This is a genomic window from Bradyrhizobium arachidis (genome assembly GCF_024758505.1).
Lineage (GTDB): Bacteria > Pseudomonadota > Alphaproteobacteria > Rhizobiales > Xanthobacteraceae > Bradyrhizobium > Bradyrhizobium manausense_C.
The window spans coordinates 1,333,809-1,353,065 of record NZ_CP077970.1; the positions used below are offsets into that span (position 1 = coordinate 1,333,809).

The 19,257-nt window shown below is 56.7% G+C and carries 16 protein-coding genes and 2 pseudogenes; 8 read left to right on the top strand and 10 right to left on the bottom strand.

Annotated features, from left to right (window positions below):
- The first annotated feature begins 23 nt into the window (after positions 1–23).
- A complete protein-coding gene (locus KUF59_RS06085; RefSeq protein WP_258769953.1) occupies positions 24–533 on the top strand; it encodes an IS256 family transposase in 510 nt (169 codons plus the stop codon).
- A 772-nt stretch (positions 534–1,305) separates the two neighbouring features.
- Here the strand turns inward: KUF59_RS06085 and KUF59_RS44215 are convergent.
- Together KUF59_RS44215 and KUF59_RS44220 are read right to left on the bottom strand one after the other, a co-directional pair.
- The gene (locus tag KUF59_RS44215) at positions 1,306–1,896 is read right to left on the bottom strand and encodes a tyrosine-type recombinase/integrase (RefSeq protein ID WP_408918107.1); all 591 of its coding nucleotides are present in this window, start codon (positions 1,894–1,896) and stop codon (positions 1,306–1,308) included.
- Between the two features lie 118 nt (positions 1,897–2,014).
- Positions 2,015–2,323 carry a tyrosine-type recombinase/integrase gene (locus KUF59_RS44220; RefSeq protein ID WP_408918068.1) on the bottom strand — a complete coding sequence of 103 codons (309 nt, stop codon included), beginning with the start codon at positions 2,321–2,323 and terminating at the stop codon, positions 2,015–2,017.
- 1,141 nt (positions 2,324–3,464) lie between these two features.
- Here KUF59_RS44220 and KUF59_RS06090 point away from each other — a divergent pair.
- Entirely contained in the window at positions 3,465–3,770 is a 306-nt protein-coding gene (locus tag KUF59_RS06090) for a DUF3892 domain-containing protein (RefSeq protein ID WP_258768773.1), read from the top strand.
- A 422-nt stretch (positions 3,771–4,192) separates the two neighbouring features.
- A complete protein-coding gene (locus tag KUF59_RS06095) occupies positions 4,193–4,561 on the top strand; it encodes a hypothetical protein (protein ID WP_258768774.1) in 369 nt (122 codons plus the stop codon).
- 140 nt (positions 4,562–4,701) lie between these two features.
- Here the strand turns inward: KUF59_RS06095 and KUF59_RS06100 are convergent, their stop codons facing one another.
- Complete coding sequence (locus KUF59_RS06100) at positions 4,702–5,715, bottom strand: hypothetical protein (RefSeq protein ID WP_258768775.1); 1,014 nt, start codon at positions 5,713–5,715, stop codon at positions 4,702–4,704.
- Positions 5,684–6,346, bottom strand: coding sequence for a nucleotide-binding protein (locus tag KUF59_RS06105; RefSeq protein WP_258768776.1), 663 nt, complete (start codon positions 6,344–6,346; stop codon positions 5,684–5,686). Before KUF59_RS06105 ends, KUF59_RS06100 begins: the two co-directional genes overlap by 32 nt.
- Positions 6,347–6,888: 542 nt before the next feature.
- Between KUF59_RS06105 and KUF59_RS06110 the strand changes: the two are divergent.
- The 3 genes and pseudogenes from KUF59_RS06110 to KUF59_RS06120 all read left to right on the top strand — a co-directional run bounded on the left by KUF59_RS06110 (position 6,889) and on the right by KUF59_RS06120 (position 10,151).
- Positions 6,889–7,655: pseudogene (locus tag KUF59_RS06110) on the top strand (IS5 family transposase).
- A 60-nt stretch (positions 7,656–7,715) separates the two neighbouring features.
- Positions 7,716–8,552 carry a type I restriction enzyme HsdR N-terminal domain-containing protein gene (locus KUF59_RS06115; protein ID WP_258768779.1) on the top strand — a complete coding sequence of 279 codons (837 nt, stop codon included), beginning with the start codon at positions 7,716–7,718 and terminating at the stop codon, positions 8,550–8,552.
- 999 nt (positions 8,553–9,551) lie between these two features.
- The gene (locus tag KUF59_RS06120; protein ID WP_258768781.1) at positions 9,552–10,151 is read left to right on the top strand and encodes an HdeD family acid-resistance protein; all 600 of its coding nucleotides are present in this window, start codon (positions 9,552–9,554) and stop codon (positions 10,149–10,151) included.
- A gap of 438 nt (positions 10,152–10,589) precedes the next feature.
- Here KUF59_RS06120 and ftsZ read toward each other — a convergent pair whose 3' ends face one another.
- Positions 10,590–11,672: a cell division protein FtsZ gene (gene ftsZ / locus KUF59_RS06125; RefSeq protein ID WP_258768783.1), complete on the bottom strand. Its 1,083-nt coding sequence runs from the start codon at positions 11,670–11,672 to the stop codon at positions 10,590–10,592.
- A 931-nt stretch (positions 11,673–12,603) separates the two neighbouring features.
- On the opposite strand from ftsZ, the gene KUF59_RS06130 reads away from it, so the two are divergent.
- Entirely contained in the window at positions 12,604–12,954 is a 351-nt protein-coding gene (locus KUF59_RS06130; RefSeq protein ID WP_258768784.1) for a hypothetical protein, read from the top strand.
- Between the two features lie 1,210 nt (positions 12,955–14,164).
- Entirely contained in the window at positions 14,165–14,725 is a 561-nt protein-coding gene (locus tag KUF59_RS06135; protein WP_258768786.1) for a hypothetical protein, read from the top strand.
- A 113-nt stretch (positions 14,726–14,838) separates the two neighbouring features.
- Here the strand turns inward: KUF59_RS06135 and KUF59_RS06140 are convergent, their stop codons facing one another.
- From KUF59_RS06140 to KUF59_RS06160, 5 genes and pseudogenes are all read right to left on the bottom strand, one after another.
- Entirely contained in the window at positions 14,839–15,087 is a 249-nt protein-coding gene (locus KUF59_RS06140; protein ID WP_258768787.1) for a hypothetical protein, read from the bottom strand.
- A gap of 257 nt (positions 15,088–15,344) precedes the next feature.
- Positions 15,345–15,650, bottom strand: a complete 306-nt coding sequence (locus tag KUF59_RS06145) for a hypothetical protein (RefSeq protein ID WP_258768788.1) — start codon at positions 15,648–15,650, stop codon at positions 15,345–15,347.
- A gap of 27 nt (positions 15,651–15,677) precedes the next feature.
- A complete protein-coding gene (locus KUF59_RS06150) occupies positions 15,678–16,109 on the bottom strand; it encodes a hypothetical protein (protein WP_258768789.1) in 432 nt (143 codons plus the stop codon).
- Between the two features lie 961 nt (positions 16,110–17,070).
- Positions 17,071–17,164: pseudogene (gene rpsU, locus KUF59_RS06155) on the bottom strand (30S ribosomal protein S21); the annotation flags it as partial.
- Between the two features lie 95 nt (positions 17,165–17,259).
- Positions 17,260–17,466, bottom strand: coding sequence for a cold-shock protein (locus KUF59_RS06160; protein WP_258768790.1), 207 nt, complete (start codon positions 17,464–17,466; stop codon positions 17,260–17,262).
- Positions 17,467–19,257: the final 1,791 nt, after the last annotated feature.

Below are 19,257 nucleotides of genomic sequence, written 5' to 3' on the forward strand. Positions count from 1 at the left end.
ACAAATCCGGCTGGTCATCGTTTCTGCGGCATCTCGTCGATCGCGGTCTTAAGGGCGTGCAGTTGGTCGTTTCCGATGCGTGCCGAGGCCTTGTCGAAAGCGTTGCGGATTATCTGCCGGAGGCCCGCTATCAACGCTGCATGGTGCATTTTTATCGCAATGTCTTCAGCCGCGTGCCGTCGACCCGGGTCCGCGAGGTGAGCCACATGCTCAAGGCCATTCATGCCCAGGAGAGCCGCGCCGCGGCCGACGAGAAAGCCAGGACCGTCATCGCGGATCTGCGGGCAAGCCGTATGGCCAAAGCTGCTGATCTCGTCGAGCAGGCGGTTCACGAGACGCTCGCCTACTATGCCTTTCCGGACATCCATTGGCGGAAGATTCGAACGAACAATCCGCTCGAGCGCATCATGAAGGAGATCCGGCGACGAACCCGTGTCGTCGGCGCCTTCCCCGACGGCCAATCCTGTCTCAACTTGGCGGCGGCCCGGCTGCGGCTATTGCCGGAACGGCGTGGTCGACGAAATGCTACATGAACATGAAGCCTCTCTACCAACCACAGACCATGCAAACCGGAGCCGTCGCCTGAAGAATGTGCGAAAGAATCTGGACACTACCAGATTGCAGACCAACACGGTTGCCGTGCTTTGACGTTCCGAGCCTGTTTTGATCAATACCTCAAATTGATCAGCCGCTAACGTCTGTGTACAGCGGAGCATTATCGAGTATTGGGCTATATAGTAGGACTTGCCAGGCGCATCGATTATCCAATCGCCGCTAGGCGATTGTCTCGCCGAACCGCGATCGCTCCGTCTCCGCAACCCCGACCAGCTCCGACGGAGCAATCGCAACCGGCCTGCCACTGGACGGAAAGAATGTCAGCTTGACAAAACACCCCGCAATTGAAGGGCCGGCTGACATCCATCGATCTTTACACCTTTCGCCATTCGCCGCTGACGTTGGTCGATGAGGGCTCACTTGCTCGGTCGCCAGCTTGATCTCTTCAACGCAAAAGCCGCCATATGGCGGCTTTTGCGGTATGCTTCATCACCTTTGCCGTATCGCCTTTGCTAATAATACTGCGTGGTTGCCCACGGGTTGCCCAAAAAGTGATAAAGTCTGACTAATCCCGGCTAACTTGAGTACGATTGAAAGCGTCCGATTCGTGGCTCTACTTCTAGTCTTTCGTTCTTTTTGCTCCATTTCCAAGCTCAAATCAAAGCTCGCAGATCAGGGTTCGATTCCCCGTAGGGTCACAAGACAGATGGTCTACGTTTCTCGCGCGATGTCATGATTTCGTCGCTAGAATCAAGCGTATTCTGTCGCAGAGGCTTTTTGACGTGCCTCGCTCCTTTGGATCTCCTGCCATCGGTTGCCTACCGGTTGCCCAGAATCCGTCGCCATCATTGTCTTTGGGTTCAGCATTTCGATGGCTGTCCGGAGCGTGGACGGTGCCACATGGGCGTATCTCATGGTTGTTGTTATGGTGGAATGTCCCATCAATTCCTTGATAGCCGGGAGTGGCACTCCGCGCATTGCTAGGTGAGAAGCAAACGTGTGGCGAAGCGTGTGCCAGCCGATGGTTCTAAACCCAGCCTTCCTACAGAGTTTGCGGATCGCGTAGTGCATTCGGTAGTTAGTGAACGGGCGCCCCTCCGAGCCTCGGAACACGTACCCGGTATCCTTCTTACGCCGGTAAAGCATCGTGTACACATCAATGTCGAGCGGTATATGCCGCGTGCGGTTGTTCTTTGGCGCAACGAGCGTCTTCCCACGATCATCGTATGAATGTCTCACCGCAACGGTGCGCGTGAGCCAATCGAGAGATGACCACTGAAGGCCCCTGAGCTCTCCTTGCCGCATACCTGTCCGCAGCGCCGTCAGAACCAGCTCGCGCACTAGGCCATTCGCCTGGGAGAGGAGCAACTCACACTCTTCGGGCGAAAGATAATCAATCTCGGGCAACGCCCTTTTTGGCCATTTGATCTTCGGTGGCGCTTCCTCAAGCTCAAGCCACTCATATGCGGTGAGCAAGCACTTGTTTCAGGCGATTGGTGATCGTCTTGTTTGTGTACCCTTCCTGGACCTGCTGAGCTTTATAACGTTCGATGTCATGCCCCTTAATTTGTCCCACCGGCTTGCGACCAAAGAACGGGAGCAGAGACGAAGACAGAATGTACTTCTTCGACAGTTGCTCAGAATACTTGTTGTTCGGTCTTACATAGTCCTCAAACCATTTCACCGCGAACTCGGCAAAGGTCAGGTCCTTCGACCGTAGCGCTCCGATATCTATCGAATCTCCTGCTAGGTAAAGCCGCCGAGGCATCGGAAGGAGAACAGAGATTTGGCGAGCCGGTCATCAACCGAGTATTGGAAAAGTTCAGTGAGGACGCTTGGAATGAGCGCGTCGAGGAGCTGAATGTCAAATATGCAAAGGCAGAGATCGATTCAGTAAAGCGGATTCTGTTGAGCTTCCGACCTTGGTTCAAGGCGGCAGACTTCTACGTGCAGGCAAGAAGCAAAGACGCCGATCCGAACATTAAAGCGCAGAGAACCTGACCTGTCGAGTGCTGGCCTTCGTCAGTTACGTGAACACTGGGCCTACCGGGGCGACCTAAATTTCGACCCGACTGCATGGATGGTCATTCATCGCGCGCTCTGGCCCCAGTTGCGATTGGGGCGCATTCAACCAAATCCGGCGACGCTCAAGGCCACGGAGCACCGAAGAGGCTCCGTTCGTCCGCGAGATGGCGGGCAGGTCTGATGATCTAGGGCCTATTGGGGCCTAGCCATGCCACTCGCCATCGGCTCCACCGCCCAGACGTTCAGAAAAACACTTTGCTCTTCAACAAGTTCTGCCGGTCGGGCAGCAGAAAATAGCACGGGACGTCAGGACCACACGACTTGGCAAGTCCGCCAAAATGTCTTCGTCCGCGCGGCATGCGAGCTGAACATCCCGGCGTCCACCGCATCCCCGCTCTCGACGTTCGTGCCGATCGCGAGTGGTGCCGTCTTGGGGTGTCCGAGGACCTCTTTGGCGGCGAGTTTTGGCGCCGGTCGTTCCGTCCGCGCGCAAGTCTATGAAAGGTCCCTTCCCAAGAAGGGTGCCGCAAGCCCCGCTCGGCAGGTCGCGTCAATCGAATCGCATTTGACGAACGTTGAAGCGAACATTCGGCGACAACTCTGACAGCGAAGTTGTTGGGGTTTACGAAGAGTCGTTCAGCGCCAAAGAACCTCCCACAGTTCGGTGAGATGCTCGCTCAGATCGAAAAGGCGCAGCCCTCGAAATCATCGCGTGCTGCCAGGCGCCACTAGCTTCGGTGGTCAGCCTGCCACAAGCCAAGCACGCTAAGTTGTATCGCTGAGAACGAAAGCCGGGTACCTACCAGTAATGGTGGGCAGTTAAACCACAGCCGACGTCTAAACTGGTCACTCAGGCCGTATGGATGTATGTGGGAGAGACCAGAGTGGCCAGACTCGCACGCATTCGTTGCATCAACAAGACCGACAGGATGAACCCCCACGAGAGGGTTAGAAGTGTCGGCGGAGTATATTCAAACGGAACTCAATGGAAGCAATCCGTAGGTCAAACGATCCGAGACATCGAAAGCGGAGAATGGGAGCTCTATGTCGAAGAAGGCGGCCTCACTGCTGGCGTGGTGGTGGCAAAACACAATGGGCTCAAGTACATCAAGACAACGGTGGATGGCATTCAGCCGGACAATCTTCTTTCGCTCCCCGAGTGCCCGGGAGTGTCGCGGTCGACGCCTTAGCGACAAAACGAGTCGTGAGTGCGATAAGCCGCACACGGCGCGCAGTTGCCTTGAAGCAAGTTTGGCCGCGCGCCGTGTGCGAGTCCGAAGGTGCCCATCCAGTAAAGTGACATACTCTCGCCGGATGATATGCCACTACGGCCCTTCGGATGACGCCATCATGATCGCGCAAGCTGACGGCAAGCTGACGGAGAGGGCGGCACAAGTTGCGCCCATTGCTAAGGTCGTTGCATCGCCAGCTACGTAACCGTCCAGTGAAGCTTTCAATTGCCGACAAATGCTTGATTCGATGGCGGTAGTCCTGACGGGGTGTGAGCTGGTTCACTGCAAGCTTGAATATTTGCCAACCGACGTACTTAATCTCAGCACAGATTGCCTCCCGTTCCTCGGCATCCGTTTCGTAGCACGTGTAGGAAACGGCATTGATTGGCGATGTTCGACCGGCAGTGATTGGCCGCTTGTCCGGCGTGCGATGCGTGTTGTGTGCGACGAGGCGGACCACCACACGCTTCGCAGAAGCCCTGGTCCTGGTCGGGCTCCATGTCGGCGGTGTGGTTGCACCCTTCACTCATGCAGATCGCGGGGCTCGCGCCATTGAGGAGAGCTGCCAGCAGAAGATCGTCAAGGTCTTGGAAGCCTCGCTGGTCGCAAAGCGTCATCAGCTTTTGAGCTTTTTGGGAAAGAGCAATATTGGACATCGTGTCCTCCTCGCTGCGGGCACCCGAACCATTCGGATGCTCGATCGCGAGGCGGACGCCGAGCGTCCATCACTGGGCCGGGATTTAGAGTAAATGCCCAATCGACCGTATGGATGCTCGTCGCGGCGGCAGCGCAGTATGTAGCGATGGGTCCGGACTTATGCATCGCAGCAAAGCAAACAATATTCGATCACTTCGTACGCGCTGCCGAGTTGACACGAGTTCGCCTAGCTTTACATTTCTGGACCTGAAATGCGGGTCAGCATCTTCACGTGCGGTCCCGCCCGTTTGAAGATCGGCTCCCAAAAGGCATAGGCCTTCTCGGCGAAACTCGCGCTTACGGTGAACTTCGTGAGCGCCCCCCGATATGCGGCCTGTCGCCGGCAGCCCTGCCCCTCGACAAGGTGCCAGATGAATTGAGCGACCTGGCGCGCGTACGTGCTCGGACGACCTCGGTGGTTGGGTACGATCTCTAGCCGCATGGTCCCGGTGTCGCGCGTCTCCGGTTCGGTGATATTGGCAAGCCAGATGAAGATTGATGGATCAATGCTCGCGGCATAGCCGTCGCGCTTGAGCTGCTGATTGATCATAGAGAACGCGCTGGCGGCTTCTCTGAAGCATTCGCTCAGGATGAAGTTCGCCTGATTCTCCAGCTTGCCGCTCCGAAGATCGTCCAGCAATCTGACCGCCTCATCAGTGAGCCGCCGCATGTATCGCGGTTGCGGCTGCCCTGCGCTGTCGGCTGGTTCCTTCTGCACCGCGCGGAACTCCGTTGCGGCTCCTTTGAGAACGGTCATAAAATTGCTTTCAAGATTGGAGCCGCCGATCTCTTTCGACGCCGCTTCGCCTCCCACCCGTGTCTCTACGGGGTCCTTTGCATGGTCCAACGCAGTATTCAGGCTGGGTTTGATGTTTTCAAAAGCTCTGTTTTGATAATCCTCGGCAATCTTCACCATCATCTCGGTGGTAGTATCGGAATCTAGGAGTTCGTCCTTGCGCGGCGCGGCCGCATTCCGAGATTCAAGCACCGCAACGGGACTCGGAGCCATCGCTTGCCTTGCAAGGATTGTTTGATCAGACGTCTTCTCGCCTGTGTGATCCGATCGCGGATTGGAAGCAGCAATCCCGCTGGACAACACAAACAGGCCATCGTCAACGGCTCGGCTCGCCGCCGCGGTAAGCTCCACGAGCGAGCGTCGCGCACAACGCGTTTGGCTAGCACGCCGCCTTTTTTGCGTGTGGCTCATGATCTAACGATCCCTCGACAAGCTTTTTCAAGACCCAGCGCCACAGCTCACGAACTTCCTCCGAGGCTCTTCCCTCTTGTGCAAACTCGGTCACGCCCAATCCAGTCCCCAGCGCGTCCTGGTGGTCGTTGCGCTGTCCGACGTAAGGAAGCGCTAGCACGCCGAGCGAATTGAGCGAAGTTGCAGCTTCGCTCAAACGGCAGCCCCGCGGCGGGGTCTGATTGAGGACGAACGCAAATCGGCGATTGAACCTACGAATAGCAACCAGCGTCGGTATTGCAGCTTCGATGTCGGCGGGACTCGGACGCGTCGGGATCAGGCAAAGATCGGCCTTCGTGATGGCGTGCGCGGCCAGCGCATTGTTCGTGGCGGCAGTATCGATGATCGCAAGCCAGATCCCCTCAGCTTCGAGGCGGACCAGCGCCCTTTCTATCTCGGCAGAATCGGCGACCCGAACGACCCGCGGAAAGGGATTGCCGCGCCGCTCCTTCCATTTTGAAATCGTGCCCTGTGGATCAGCCTCGACAAATGCGACGCGCTCCCCGTTCTCCATTGCCGCGACTGCAAGTCCGACGGCCAGCGTGCTCTTGCCGCTTCCGCCTTTCTGGGTGACCAGAGCAAGGACGTACATCTCCTGCGCATCCCGGATAAGCAACTACATGAAACGCACGTGTCGTCGAAAAAATTGAGCCTACCGATCGATGACCTACCACTCCCCGTCGTGAATCGCATCAAGAGCGAGCGTGGAACTCACAACCAAATCAAGGCCATGCCACTAACGATATACCGCGCTATGCGTCGTCCAACGCCGGCCGGTCCAGACATTGAGCCACTCGCGGACATCCCACGGCCAAGCCCGAGCGTTTAAAGATGGCGCAAGGTCCGCTCGAGGTTGAGGGACCACTGGATGGAGACCGGAGAACTCTTCGGGGAGAAGGGCGAGCCTCCTCGATAAACTCGATCGGCGTCGGATAACAAGGGATCGCGGATCTCTCCGCGGCTCGTGCCTCGTCCGGGTGATGTCTCTCGTGGGTCATTTTCGACGGTTTCAGCGGAGATTGTCGGCTGGCTGATGTCCGCTTCTACCCCGTAAGCGTCCAACCGGGGACTGCCCGGAAGCGTTGCGTCTGGCCAGACCTCTGTGATTCAAGCTTCCAAACTGGGGCTCGAATCATGCGCTACGAACTCGCCGATTATGAATGGATTGCCATCAAGCCCATGCTGCCGAACAAGCCGCGTGGCGTTCCTCGGGTTAACGACCGTCGTGTTCTCAATGGCATCTTCTGGGTCTTGCGCTCTGGAGCACCTTGGCGTGATCTGCCCGAGATGTTTGGTCCGTACACCACACAACCGCTTCGTCCGTTGGCGGCGGGCTGGTGTCTGGGGCCGCATCATAGACGCACTTGCTGCTGCCCACGATGCCGCTGTCCAAATGATCGACACCTCGATTGTCCGCATGCATCAGCGTGGAGCCTGCATCACTAGGAATCGGCGCCAATCGATCGGAAGGTCACGCGGCGGCTTGACGAGTAAGATCCACGCGGTGGTCGATAGCAATGGTTTGCCGGTACGGTTGGCGTTGAGCCCCGGCGAGGCCCACGACGTTCGACTTGCCGGAAAACTGCTCTTTCGCCTGAAGCCCGGGTCAATGCTGCTTGCCGACCGTGGCTATGACGCCGACTGGATAAGAGAGCTGACATGAAAAAGGGGGGCGGGCCAACATCCCCCCGAAAAGCAATCGCGGCGTTCCGATCTGTTTCAGCCCGTACCTTTATCGCGGTCGCAACCAGGTCGAACGGTTCTTCAACAGGATCAAACAATGTCGTCGTGTGGCGACGCGCTACGACAGACTTGCGGGAAACTACCTCGCCTTCGTCCAACTCGCATCTATCCGGCTATGGCTGGCCGCGCGTTATGAGTCCACGCCCAAAAATTTCTGAATGAGAGTTGTGTTCACCAGTAAGTTGCACGACACTCAGGATATAACTAGGAGACGAATCATGGCAAAGCTGTCTGGGAAAGTAGCAGCGCGGATTACAACCCAGCTGAAGAGATATCAAGGTATCTTATCGAGCCTGCAAAAGCGCGACGTCAGCGAAGCCGACACGGTCACGGTGATCAACGATATGCTTTCCGAGATCTGCGGCTATGACAAATATCTTCATGTCACCAGTCAGTATTCAATACGCGGCACGTACGTCGACTTAGCCGTCAAGGTCGACGAAGAGATTAGATTCCTCATTGAGGTCAAAGCGGTCGGAATCGAACTCAAGGACGCTCACGTCAAACAAGCCATAGACTATGCCGCCAATGAGGGAATCGAGTGGGTTGTACTCACAAATGGCGTTAATTGGCGAATCTACAAGGTTCACTTCGGGCAGCCGATCGAAAAGATCCTCGTTTGCGAGCTGGACGCGATCGAAGCCAGCGCGAAAAGCCCAGAAGCTCTTGAGTGTTTCGGCAATCTGAGTCGCGAGGGATTTTCCAAGGGCACGATGGCAGAGTTCCTTCTGAATAAGCAGGTGACGAACAAGTTCACTGTAGCGGCGGTATTGCAGACCGATTTTATCTTGGAAGTCTTGCGACGTGAGATTCGCCGAATGAGCTCCGGTGTTAAGGTTGAAGTCCAATATCTAAGGTTATTGCTTCAGGAAGAAGTCATTAAGCGCGACTTGATCGAGGGTGACGAAGCGAATGCCGCCCTACAAAGTATACGGCGTCTACAGCGAGCAGCTACGCGCAAGAAAGCCGCGGCCAAGACAACGGATGACGCTCCAATCGTTGCTCCAGTTGAGGATGCTTCAGCCTCTCCACCCAGAGCAGTGGCCGCTTCATAGTGACGGTTCAAGTACACGCGCAGAGCTTCCCGGATCAGTTCGGAGCGCGTCCGGCGCTGCTGCACTCTCACCTGCTCAAGCTCGGTGAGCATCTCGGTGGCAGCGAGATCGAAAGAGTTGACGTGGTCCGCGACATACATCGGAATCTATTGGCTGCTGATTCGAATGCACAAATAGAGCTTATGCCAAATCGGAAAACTATGACTCAGCCGCGCGGCCTTTTTAGCTTTTCGCACTAAGCGCGAACAAGTAACACTCGGCTGGGAGTCGACGACGTTCGAACTCCGAGACGAACTTTGAACAGATTGGCAAAAGCCATATGGAGCTGGTCTAAGACCGAAGAAGGTCAGCATACCATGGGATGCATCACGGCGATTCTGAATCGGGGTCAGAAGACGGTAGGTCATTTCAGTTGCCTCGAGCCGAGTGATCGCCTGCCATACACCTGTTCATAGATCAGGCTGAAGTTCGTGCATGTAAAAGAACATGAACTCCCGGAGAGTTCTGCGCACTTGCGGTGCTGGCCGCTTCTTCCTCGCAAGTGGGGCAGCCATCTCCTTGGCCTTGGCCTTAGTTATTCTCGGCATAGCGCTTTGCAAGCTCGTCAGGCTCTATGTTCTTCTCTCAGGCAATTGCAGACGCGACAACCATAAGCAGTTCGGCCCGCAGCAGTCCATTCCCTTGCCGCCCAACCAATCCTAGTAGGTGCGCTCACCGGTCTTTCCGGAGATGATCCGACGCGAGTAAAGGTCTAACAACGGCGGTTTGGAGTGCGGTTGGCGTCGCGTTAGGAATGTCTCGGCGGGATCGTTAGTGACCTACCTCGTGGGCGTCGGCGGTGAGTACCGAGTGCAGGGCGAGCTTGGCGCGCGCCGAGCCGGCTGCTTGAGGCGACCTGCAAGCTCGGCCCTGCGATCTTATGGCTGGTCGCGACAAGGCAGGGCGAGAATCTCGTAGGTGCGCCATGCGGCGGCGCAGCTTTCGCATCGGAGCGCCATCATGACAAATTCTTCTGATATCCTGCGCCATTTTCGACCCGGTCCGGACATCGCTTCACTATCGAAGTGGGGCTGGATGTTCGCCCTCGGCGCAGTTTATCTGAGCACTGGTTTCGTGGCGCTCGGCAGCGTCGCGCTCGCGACCGTAGCGAGTGTGCTACTAGTTGGCGCGATGATGATCATCGCCGGCATCGCCGAAGTGATTAGTGCCTTCCAGGTTAAGACCTGGGGCAAGTTCTTGCTGTGCGCTCTTTTGGGGGCGCTCTACATCGTTGCCGGCTTTGTGACATTTGAAAATACTGCGCTCGCCGCTGCGCTGCTTACAGTGGTGCTCGGCGCATCGCTGGTCGCCGCTGGCATCGCGCGCCTGATCCTGGCATTCAGCATGAAGCGCGCAACGGCCCGGTTATGGCCGGCGATATCCGGCGTCATCACCCTGCTGGTTGGATTGCTGATCTTAGCACGTTGGCCGATCAACAGCGTCTACATTCTGGGCCTGTTTCTCAGCCTCGATCTAATTATGGCAGGTGCGAGCTGGATCGGAATCAGCTTCGGCCTGCGCCGCAGTTCGCTCGTGTCGCAGGCACGATCGCCGGCTTAATTGCTGCTCCCTTGGTTTCGAAGGAGAAAAGCATGCAGGACCACCGCAATTTGGGGTATGTAACCCCACCCGCTGAGATTGCATCTCTTGCCAGCCTTTTCGCCCGTAAGCTAGCCTCGTACCCTTTAATTGTTGACACTGCGCAACCGCGCATCGTCTCGGCTGACGCTGCCAGCACGGCTGCGCGACGCGCCGCCTCCGGGCTGGCGTATCGTTGCAGGCCGGCTTTGCATCACGGGTCGGCTTTGCGTACCGCGAAGCGATTTCCTTGAAAGACAGATCATCGTTATCAAGATAGGCCCGTCCCGTGGCCAAAAGCCTTGACGTGTCCCATTCCGTTTTGCTGTGCGGTCCAATCATCCGCGCTGCCTTCATATTCCAAATCGGCGTTGCCGATCCCCCTTCGGGGTAGCGGGCCGTCGGCGGCATGACGCCCCCTTAAATGGCGGCGGCAGCCGCGCTGCTATGCTCGATCTGGTCGGAGACGCGAGGGCTGTCGTTGCGCAGCCTGCCGGCGAGATTTGAAATTGAGCTTTCTGCTGGTTGCGCCTGGAGCGCCGGGCCAAGATTATCAATGCCGGTCCCAACCACCGAGACGCGGACCGAACCTTCCAACCGCTCATCAAAAGTGGCGCCGATGATAATATTGGCATCCTGGTCGGCCTCTTCGCGAATGCGGCTAGCGGCCTGGTCGATCTCGAACAGTGTCAGGTCCTTGCCGCCAGTGATAGAGATGATGAGGCCACTGGCTCGCTTGATCGAGGGGTCTTCGATCAGTGGATTGGAAATCGCGGCTACGGCGGCTTTGAGCACACGCGATGGGCCAGAAGCCTCGCCCCTGCCCATCATCGCCTTGCCCTTTTCGCGCATGATCGAGAGAACGTCGGCAAAATCGAGATTGATCAAGCCCTCCTTGACTATAAGGTCGCTGATGCAGGCCACACCCGAATGGAGCACTTGGTCAGCCAGGGCGAAAGCTTCGGCGAAGGTGGTCTTCTCGTTGGTCACCCGAAACAAGTTTTGGTTTGGAATGATCAGCAGGGTGTCCACCGTCTTCAGCAGATCCGCGATGCCGGCTTCGGCAAGGCGCATTCGGCGTTGGCCCTCGAATTGGAATGGCTTTGTGACAACACCAATGGTTAGAATGCCAAGCTCACGCGCGGTCTTGGCAATAACAGGCGCTGCCCCGGTGCCGGTGCCGCCGCCCATGCCAGCGGTAACGAACACCATGTGTGCGCTGGTCAAATGATCACGGATGGCATCGATTGCCTCTTCGGCCGCGGCGCGCCCGACGTCAGGCTGCGAGCCGGCCCCGAGTCCTTTAGTCACCTGGGTGCCCATCTGGATGAGGCTCTTGGCCTTCGACATCGCGAGCGCCTGTGCGTCTGTATTGGCGACGACGAAATCGACACCCTGCAAGCCGGCCGCGATCATGTTGTTGACGGCATTGCCCCCGGCGCCGCCGACCCCGAACACGATAATGTGCGTTTTTAGCCCGCGAACATCGGTGATGTTGGTCATCTTCGGCCTCACGATTGCGTCGGTAAGCTGGGAAATGAGATGACTCGAAATGCTACCTCCAAGCATTGCGATCTGCTTTGACCAAGTCCGCGGCTAGATGGCCCAGTCTGGAACCGGCTCGTCCGTGGCCGTCGATCGAGCCACCAGCTTGGACACCGGCCCGCAGAGAGCCTTCAAGCCGCGCCGTCATCTCCTTGGCCGCCGAAGCCTCAGCAGTCGCCCGTAGCACTTCAGCCATTAGGCGCTCGCGCTCGAGATCGCCCGATGACCAGCTGCCGTCGCCTCGAGCCGCGCGATCCCTGCCTGCAACGCCAGATCCGCTCGCAGGGCGTTGTTTGGCTGTCGACCACCGGTTCGCCGTGGCTTAGCCGCATTTCGGCGAGATCAACGCACACCAACGCGTTGCCATCGTCTGAAAGTGAGCGCGGCAACTGACGCCGCTTGGCAAGCGAACGAGCGGGCCCTGGCAAGATTTTCAGGCGGGCAGCAAGTGCGAAATAGGTCAGCCTCTCAGTTGGCATCGGCTGTCCTCCTGGGAGCGTACCGGGCAGTGTGCGCAGATCGCTAAAGGTAGGCCGTCATGGTTAAGAGATTCTTAACGCGCAAGCAGACCGATCTTCCGGCGGCGCGCGGGTGGGAGCAGTCTTCATTCCCTCGTACGCCTCTCCTTTAGCTAACGCGGGATGGGCGTGATCATGTGGAGTCAATATGGGTTCTGATCACCCGCGTTCGCGCAGTAAACGACCACCGGACTAGCTAGATGACTTCGTCGGGCTTCGACGCTGTTCTAAGTAGGACCCTGCCAAATTGGGATAGGTCACGAACGGTAGTTGTCCGGAATTCCCTCAACCTCAGGATTGCTCTAGTATACTATCGCGGCGGTTGTTGCATTTCGGAACCTGTGGGAAGCGCCAACAAAGCGGAGGAGAGCGTGAGTCTGGAGCGCCAGTACCGAGAGCTAAAGAAGTTGCAAGAAAAGGTCCGTCAATGGGAAGGAAAGAATTGGTCCAGGCGGTCGATTGAAAGGCAGTCGCTGTGGCGAGATGTTTTTCTCTCAATGCCGGGACACATCACCTCCGAGCCCTGCCTGGTACGTGATCTCTTAAATAGAGGCGCTGGCATTCAGCTTAATGGACTCACGCTTCTGCCGACCGAGTTTTCGCTTTCCTTCGATGAGTTTCGCACCACCTACCCTTGTCGCCTCATCTGGCAACAAGGAGACTTCATCGGGGTGGCATTCCAAAACACGGGCCAGTATTCAACCCTCGTGGAGCCAAGATAGAAGGTACATTTTGCGCTAGAATCGCCCTGTTGGTGAGGTCGCTTCTGGCCCATCGCGACATTTGCTGCGGTTGCATAATGCTGTCGGAAGCTGCTCATTTTCCGGTGGACAGCCGTTGGTTACGATAGCAATTTGCTCGTTGTTTCAGACGTGAGATTTTCTTATGCGCGATTGGCACCTGCCGTTTTCTCGAGTGTGCTTGGATTCTACCTCAAAGCGCGAACGAATATCCTACCGCCGATTACTGTCATGCGCTGTGAACTTGACCGGTGCGTGATGCTGCTCTGCATCTGCACAACCGTCCTGATCGAGGCGTGGCTTGATCTCTGGCTCGCGGCAGTCCAGCGTCTCGCCTCGGCATGCTGTCTGTGCTGGGGGCTCCCTTTCGGGTGCGCGACTGGAGACTGGCAGGATTCGCGCTTATGCCAAAGGGAAATGGCCTGATATCGTCCACGCAGCCGGAAGACGGCTCGATCTACTGCGCGGAGAAGCTTCCCGAATTGCAAAAGGGCATAAGGTCGATTGGTGGATCGATCGTGCAGACGTCGGCACGCGCTTTTGCTTTGAAGATGCAAAATTAAAAAGACGCCTTCGCGGGTACTTGCGATAACTTCAGCGTTCGATGCTGAGACGGCTAGCCCAAAACCCCGGCGCTCGCGCAAACTGGAAGCAGCGCGAGCGCGACTCGGCGTCGTTGCGATCCTGTCCCTACCGCGCCCGCGCTGCCGGAGAGTTAGCGCGACGTGACTCGGCGCTTGGCTTGTCGCGAACAAACGCAGTCCCACGCCCCGCTAACTTTGGTGGCCAGCCTTACCATCCCAAAACTGACCACCTCGCTCGCTTCCCTGGGGTGTCGTCAGGCTCGAGGGACCGGCAAAATTCGAGCGCCAAAAGCGCTCGTAGCGCGCCTACCTGATTTGGGTGGTCAAGACAGAAATTCAGTGATGACGACGATACCACTCGCACTAGTGTCGCCCGCGCAGTTGATCGTGTATCCTGCATATGCAGTGTGTAGTTGCATTTGCTCTGCGGTGTACTATCCTTCGGGCTTCAGGACCGTCGGCGAGTGACGTGAGTAAGGTCGCTGTCTTTGCCCTGACAGCTTTCTCCATTATTATATTCAGGACGTAAGTGTTTGCAGCCCGCAACCTGTGGGGCCACGTGGATTGGTTTGTTAGTTGGATTCGATATTGGCAATATAGGACATAGCTTGGGCAGGGCGGAGTACGAGGAAGAGGTTCGAGGTTGGCTTGATCTTCAAATGGTTCGTGGTCGCTACTCATTGACGTTTATGCGCCAACTCGCTGAGATGATGGAGCAGCGATCGGGCCATGTGTTCCTAATCTACAATGAGATTGCCTCACTTGAGGGAGCCGTTCACGCACGACCAACAGGGACAAAGGATGCCCAACCGCTGGCGGGAGTGCTCAGTGGTTTGATGCACAAACACTATTTCCAGCCGGGCTCTATTCTGAAAAATATTCAGAACTTTATGAACTCACATCGCTGTGAAGCTCTGATCAAAAAGGTGCAGACGAGAGTCGAGATCCCCGACGAGCGAAAAATCAACTATCTCTTGCATACGGCGAGCATCTCGGGCCTCGAGCGAAGAAGCCAATCACGTAAGCTTACCGGAGAATGGATCGTCTATAAGAGGCACGACAACGCGAACTGCTACCTCACGCTGGGGTCGCACGCGGATACGGATGTTATCTTAGAACGAATTCTAGCTTGTCGAAGCGAATTTCCAGAACTGCGATTGCCCCGTTGAGGCGCTGTCGATTTAGTGCCCAGAATAGGTCGAATCAACTATACAACCGCTGCGTTGAGCACAGCATCAAACTTCTTCGGTGACACTTCGAGCCAGAGCAGCTCATGAAGACTTCATGAATTCCAGGCTGCGAGTTCAACGAGGACGTTCGAACTTTGCAAGGTAAAGGTGCCCAGTGGGCACAAGAAATGCTGCGTGACCTGCAAACCGAAGACGGCCAGCACATTTTGCACAATATCAGAGTTCTTCGTGAGCGCTTCGAGGCGGACATGGGGGGGCGAAGGAGGAAGCTTCTGGTGTTCGCTGAGCAAAGGTTGGGAAAGAGAGACGATAGAGTGCGAGGAGACGATGTGCCATTTCACTCGCCTCCGCTCTCGTGACCTCTTCTCCCGAGACCTCCTTGTATATGCGTCGACGTCCTTCGATGCGGTCGGGTGAGACCCTGTGGCCAGAGGGTGCATGCCGGTATCGTCTCGAGGCCGCTCATGATTCATAGACTGGGGATTATGCCACGCTGGATATATCCCCTCGCATTCATTGACGCTTCAGTGTTGCCAGGATCTTATCGACGCTCAGCCGAGCGAGCCGGAGGTACGACTGGCTTTGATGAGGATCGGGCCTAGGCAACCAACTTCTTGCCAATTCCGAGATGTTTTTCTATCGCCGCGATTCTCTCGAGTGCGTGGTCAATCTCCTTGCGGTAGCCGGAAATGTTCTCGACTTCTCTTCGAAGATCATCGAGGTCATGACGAAGCGTTCTCAATTCGGAAAGTATTTCACAAAGTTCGCGATCAATGCGCGCGAAGCCGGCATCGACCTTCTTCTCCAGTCCGCCGATCTCGTTACGAATCTCTGCCCGAATATCCTCGCCCTCTTCTTTGATAAGTCGGGCAAGCTTGTCGAAATCGGACTCCTTCTTAGTCATATCGGAAGTATAGCATGGGGCTGATTGTCATGACCCCTTAGTCGCTTGCTTGAACTGATCGAGGCTGGACGCAAATGAAGGCAGCCGCCGATAGGTGCCATCCGAGTAGCGTTGGTAACTTTGCCAAACGAGCGGATCGGCATCGGGGTCTCCAAATTGCACTAATCCATCAAAGGCCCAGCCGTCGCCAGGATTGACGCCAAACCACACATCGCAAAACCGATCGCCCTGATCATTGACAAGCTGCACGAGCCCATCCGTTTTGCCGTGGTGATCGCGCATCTCAAATCTAAAGGCTGGTGTGTAGGAGAACAGCTGCGGCATGAGTCGCTGGTTGAGTTCGCGCTCCAAGGCAGACCAAGCTATGAAGTCAACCTCAGCCTCGTCCTCATCTAATACGCGGATGCCTGCCGGGCGTCCATCAACGGGACCCCAGCGAACTCTTTGTGGGACGATCATGCTGTTTGCCGTAGCCGAGAGCCTACAACATCCGGGTGATTTCAGAGTGAACGTTATACACGGTTGACTGCTCTTCGTTCGCGAAGCATGACGTCCGTTCGAGGCATTGCGCAACGACGTGGATCGCTTGTTCGAGGACTTCTTTGGCGGCGAGTTTTGGCGCCGGTCGTTCCGTCCGCGCGCAAGTCTATGAAAGGTCCCTTCCCAAGAAGGTTGCCGCAAGCCCCGCTCGGCAGGTCGCATCAATCGAATCGCAGTTGACGACGTTGAAGCGAACATTCGGCGACAACTCTGACATCGAAGTTGTTGGGGTTGCCCATGGTGGAGACAGGAATAAAGCAAGCAGTGTGCCGAACCGAAAACGTTGCTACTACTGGGTGGGTGGTGGGGCTAGTGTCGCATTATCGACGATGACCGAAGAGGCTCCATTCGTGTGCGAGTCCGAAGGTGCCCATCCAGTAAAGTGACATACTCTCGCCGGATGATATGCCACTGCGGCCCTTCGGATGACGCCATCATGATCGCGCAAGCTGACGGCAAGCTGACGGAGAGGGCGGCACAAGTTGCGCCCATTGCTAAGGTCGTTGCATCGCCAGCTACGTAACCGTCCGGTGAAGCTTTCAATTGCCGACAAATGCTTGATTCGATGGCGGTAGTCCTGACGGGGTGTGAGCTGGTTCACTGCAAGCTTGAATATTTGCCAACCGACGTATTTCAACAGTCTGAATTGGCCCAGTTCGGTCAAGAATGGTGCGTTTCGCTAATGTGTCCGCCTGGCCGTCAGCCTATCTCTAAAGGTAGGTTTGCTGGCGTAGTGAAAGCACATTCAACCCGGCCATGGGGCCGCGCATGCATGGCAACAAGGTCACCGTGGTCCTAGCCGCAAAGAATGCGCGGGTGGCTTGGGTTATCCTCACGCGGTCCGGCTCGACCTACGAGCGGCGCCTTCCCGTATTGCCCGCTTCATTTCTCTGAACATGCCTTCGCGTTGTCATTTTCTTTCTCAGAATTCGAAGTGCTTGCTCGACGTTGTTGTCGCGAACCAAGACTTGCATCACTTAAGAGCTCGTAATTCGCCGCGTCGTCTCTGAAAGACGCAGCCCGTTCGCCTTAGCGACTTTTGCGGGAGATCGATCACCAGCAGACGCGATCAGACTCGCAGATTCTCTGCGCAGCCTTTGCGACGCTTGGCGTCGACCTTGACTTCGTAAGAAACCTTTTGACCTTCTGCCAGACCGGAGAGGCCAGCGCGTTCTACGGCGCTGATGTGGACGAAGACGTCGTTTCCGCCGTCATCTGGAGCGATAAATCCGAACCCCTTTTTATCATTAAACCACTTCACAGTACCTGTTGCCATACGATCACTTCCTTTGCCGCCGCGCCCAATCTGTGCGCTGGTTAGTGATGGTGCCGAGAACAGAGCAACCGGCGTGCCGGATCGGAAATGCCGTTCCTGCATAGTGGATGGTGAGCGTCCAGTCGACGACTGTGGGCGCAAAGCGGACAATCGTGTGCGATTACCAACATTCTCAGACTGCCTCGATCAGGCGAGATTACTCTAGGCTGCACACGGCGCGACCGGTATGCGCGCTGGCACATGTTCGATGAGAAACAGGAAGCGCAGAATCCACAATGGTCTCTTGCGTCCGACCCTGGACACCTTCAGGTAAAGATCGTTCTCTGTTTTCGGTACCCATTCGAAATCATCTTGATCGGAAAATTCAGAGTAGCCGTTGAATTGCAGCCAACTCTTATATCCGCCAAGTTGCATGCCTTTAACCGAGGCCTCCATCTCACGACGGTGAGCGCGCTGTCTACGCGAGCGTGAAGCCGCCTGCTGCCTCACATGGAATGCAAATGCCGACCGAGCTAGCCGACCAGGCCCATCCGGAGAAAAGCTCAGCGACTGCGTCGTGGAGAACATCACCACGTATTGGCGCATGCTAGACGTGGATCGGGAGGGCGCTGACTGGCGTGAGGTCTCCAAGATCCTTCTGAACATCGACCCTGACACAGCGTGTTGCGGTCAGGTCGCCTCATCGAGGCACCGGTTAATTCTGCCTTGCCGCACTATCTCAGGCGCCGTGCTATGCCGGGCGAAGCAGTTGCCTGTATCCGCTGTCTGCCAGCCAATGGGCGCGTTCAAGGTGACTATCGTAAGCGCCCCGCGCTCGCTCCAGCGGATGGACCATGAAAGCATTGTCCTACCCACACGGCGCAAACGTCGATGGCCGGCCTTCGCCCTTGGATTAGCAAGGCTGACCACCCCGCCTCCCGGGGTGGTGCGTAATCCTCGGGGGCTGCCAAATTGTATCGCGGAGAAGGACTCCAGGGCACCTACCAGGATTGGTGGCCGCCATGATCGACTGCCGTCGTCTAAGCTGCTGGCAGATTTAGGACAGACTCGAATGGTCAACCGCGCACGCATTCGTTGCACCAACAAGACGAACAGAAAGAACCCTCACGAAAGAATCACACATGTCGGCGGACTAAACCCCGACGGAACGCCGTGGAGCGATCCATCGATCAACCTATCAAGGATATCGAAAGCGACGAATGAGAGTTCTATGTCGAAGAAAACGGCCGCAGGGTTGATGTGGTGTGGCCCGCGCACAACGGGCACAAGCACATCAAGTCGATGGCCCCGCCTCTGAGGCCCTAATGCAGACAAGCCGGGGCTGCGGCCGTGGTGATGCGAGCTGGGCGTGAGTTCGTTTACTGAGTATTCTGCGGCGAGTTCTCGCTCGATTGTATTTTCGGCTCTGCGCATGCCTGACGCAAGTTTATCAACCAGCCATAGCGGTTTTCACCGCGGCGTCTCTTACACCCTCGAACGCGAAAGCATCGACCGCTGGAATTACTCATTCTCGTTCGACAATAAAGTAAAGTCCGGGACGGTCCAAACGAGGCTTGGACTCCTCGCAGTTCGACGCGTTCGGATGCTCATTGACCGAGCACTGAAAAACGGGTGAGAGGCGGAGCGCGCCAGACGCGGCACGGTCTGCCGCGATCGGCGCGCTCCTCGACTTGCACATGTGCGTCGAAGCTCTTCGAGTTGTTCGGGTGCGACTTCACTTTTGAAACAGTTGCGGCGCCTGCCAAAGCTTGTAGGGCGGCAACCATTTAGCGCCTCTCGGGCGTGAGACGC

Bases quoted from the DNA above. Each gene is read 5' to 3' on its own strand.
- KUF59_RS44220 (WP_408918068.1), bottom strand. From the start codon at position 2,323: ATGCCTCGGCGGCTTTACCTAGCAGGAGATTCGATAGATATCGGAGCG.
- KUF59_RS06100 (WP_258768775.1), bottom strand. From the start codon at position 5,715: ATGAGCCACACGCAAAAAAGGCGGCGTGCTAGCCAAACGCGTTGTGCG.
- KUF59_RS06105 (WP_258768776.1), bottom strand. From the start codon at position 6,346: ATGTACGTCCTTGCTCTGGTCACCCAGAAAGGCGGAAGCGGCAAGAGC.
- KUF59_RS06115 (WP_258768779.1), top strand. From the start codon at position 7,716: ATGGCAAAGCTGTCTGGGAAAGTAGCAGCGCGGATTACAACCCAGCTG.
- KUF59_RS06120 (WP_258768781.1), top strand. From the start codon at position 9,552: ATGACAAATTCTTCTGATATCCTGCGCCATTTTCGACCCGGTCCGGAC.
- ftsZ (WP_258768783.1), bottom strand. From the start codon at position 11,672: ATGACCAACATCACCGATGTTCGCGGGCTAAAAACGCACATTATCGTG.
- KUF59_RS06145 (WP_258768788.1), bottom strand. From the start codon at position 15,650: ATGACTAAGAAGGAGTCCGATTTCGACAAGCTTGCCCGACTTATCAAA.
- KUF59_RS06150 (WP_258768789.1), bottom strand. From the start codon at position 16,109: ATGATCGTCCCACAAAGAGTTCGCTGGGGTCCCGTTGATGGACGCCCG.
- KUF59_RS06160 (WP_258768790.1), bottom strand. From the start codon at position 17,466: ATGGCAACAGGTACTGTGAAGTGGTTTAATGATAAAAAGGGGTTCGGA.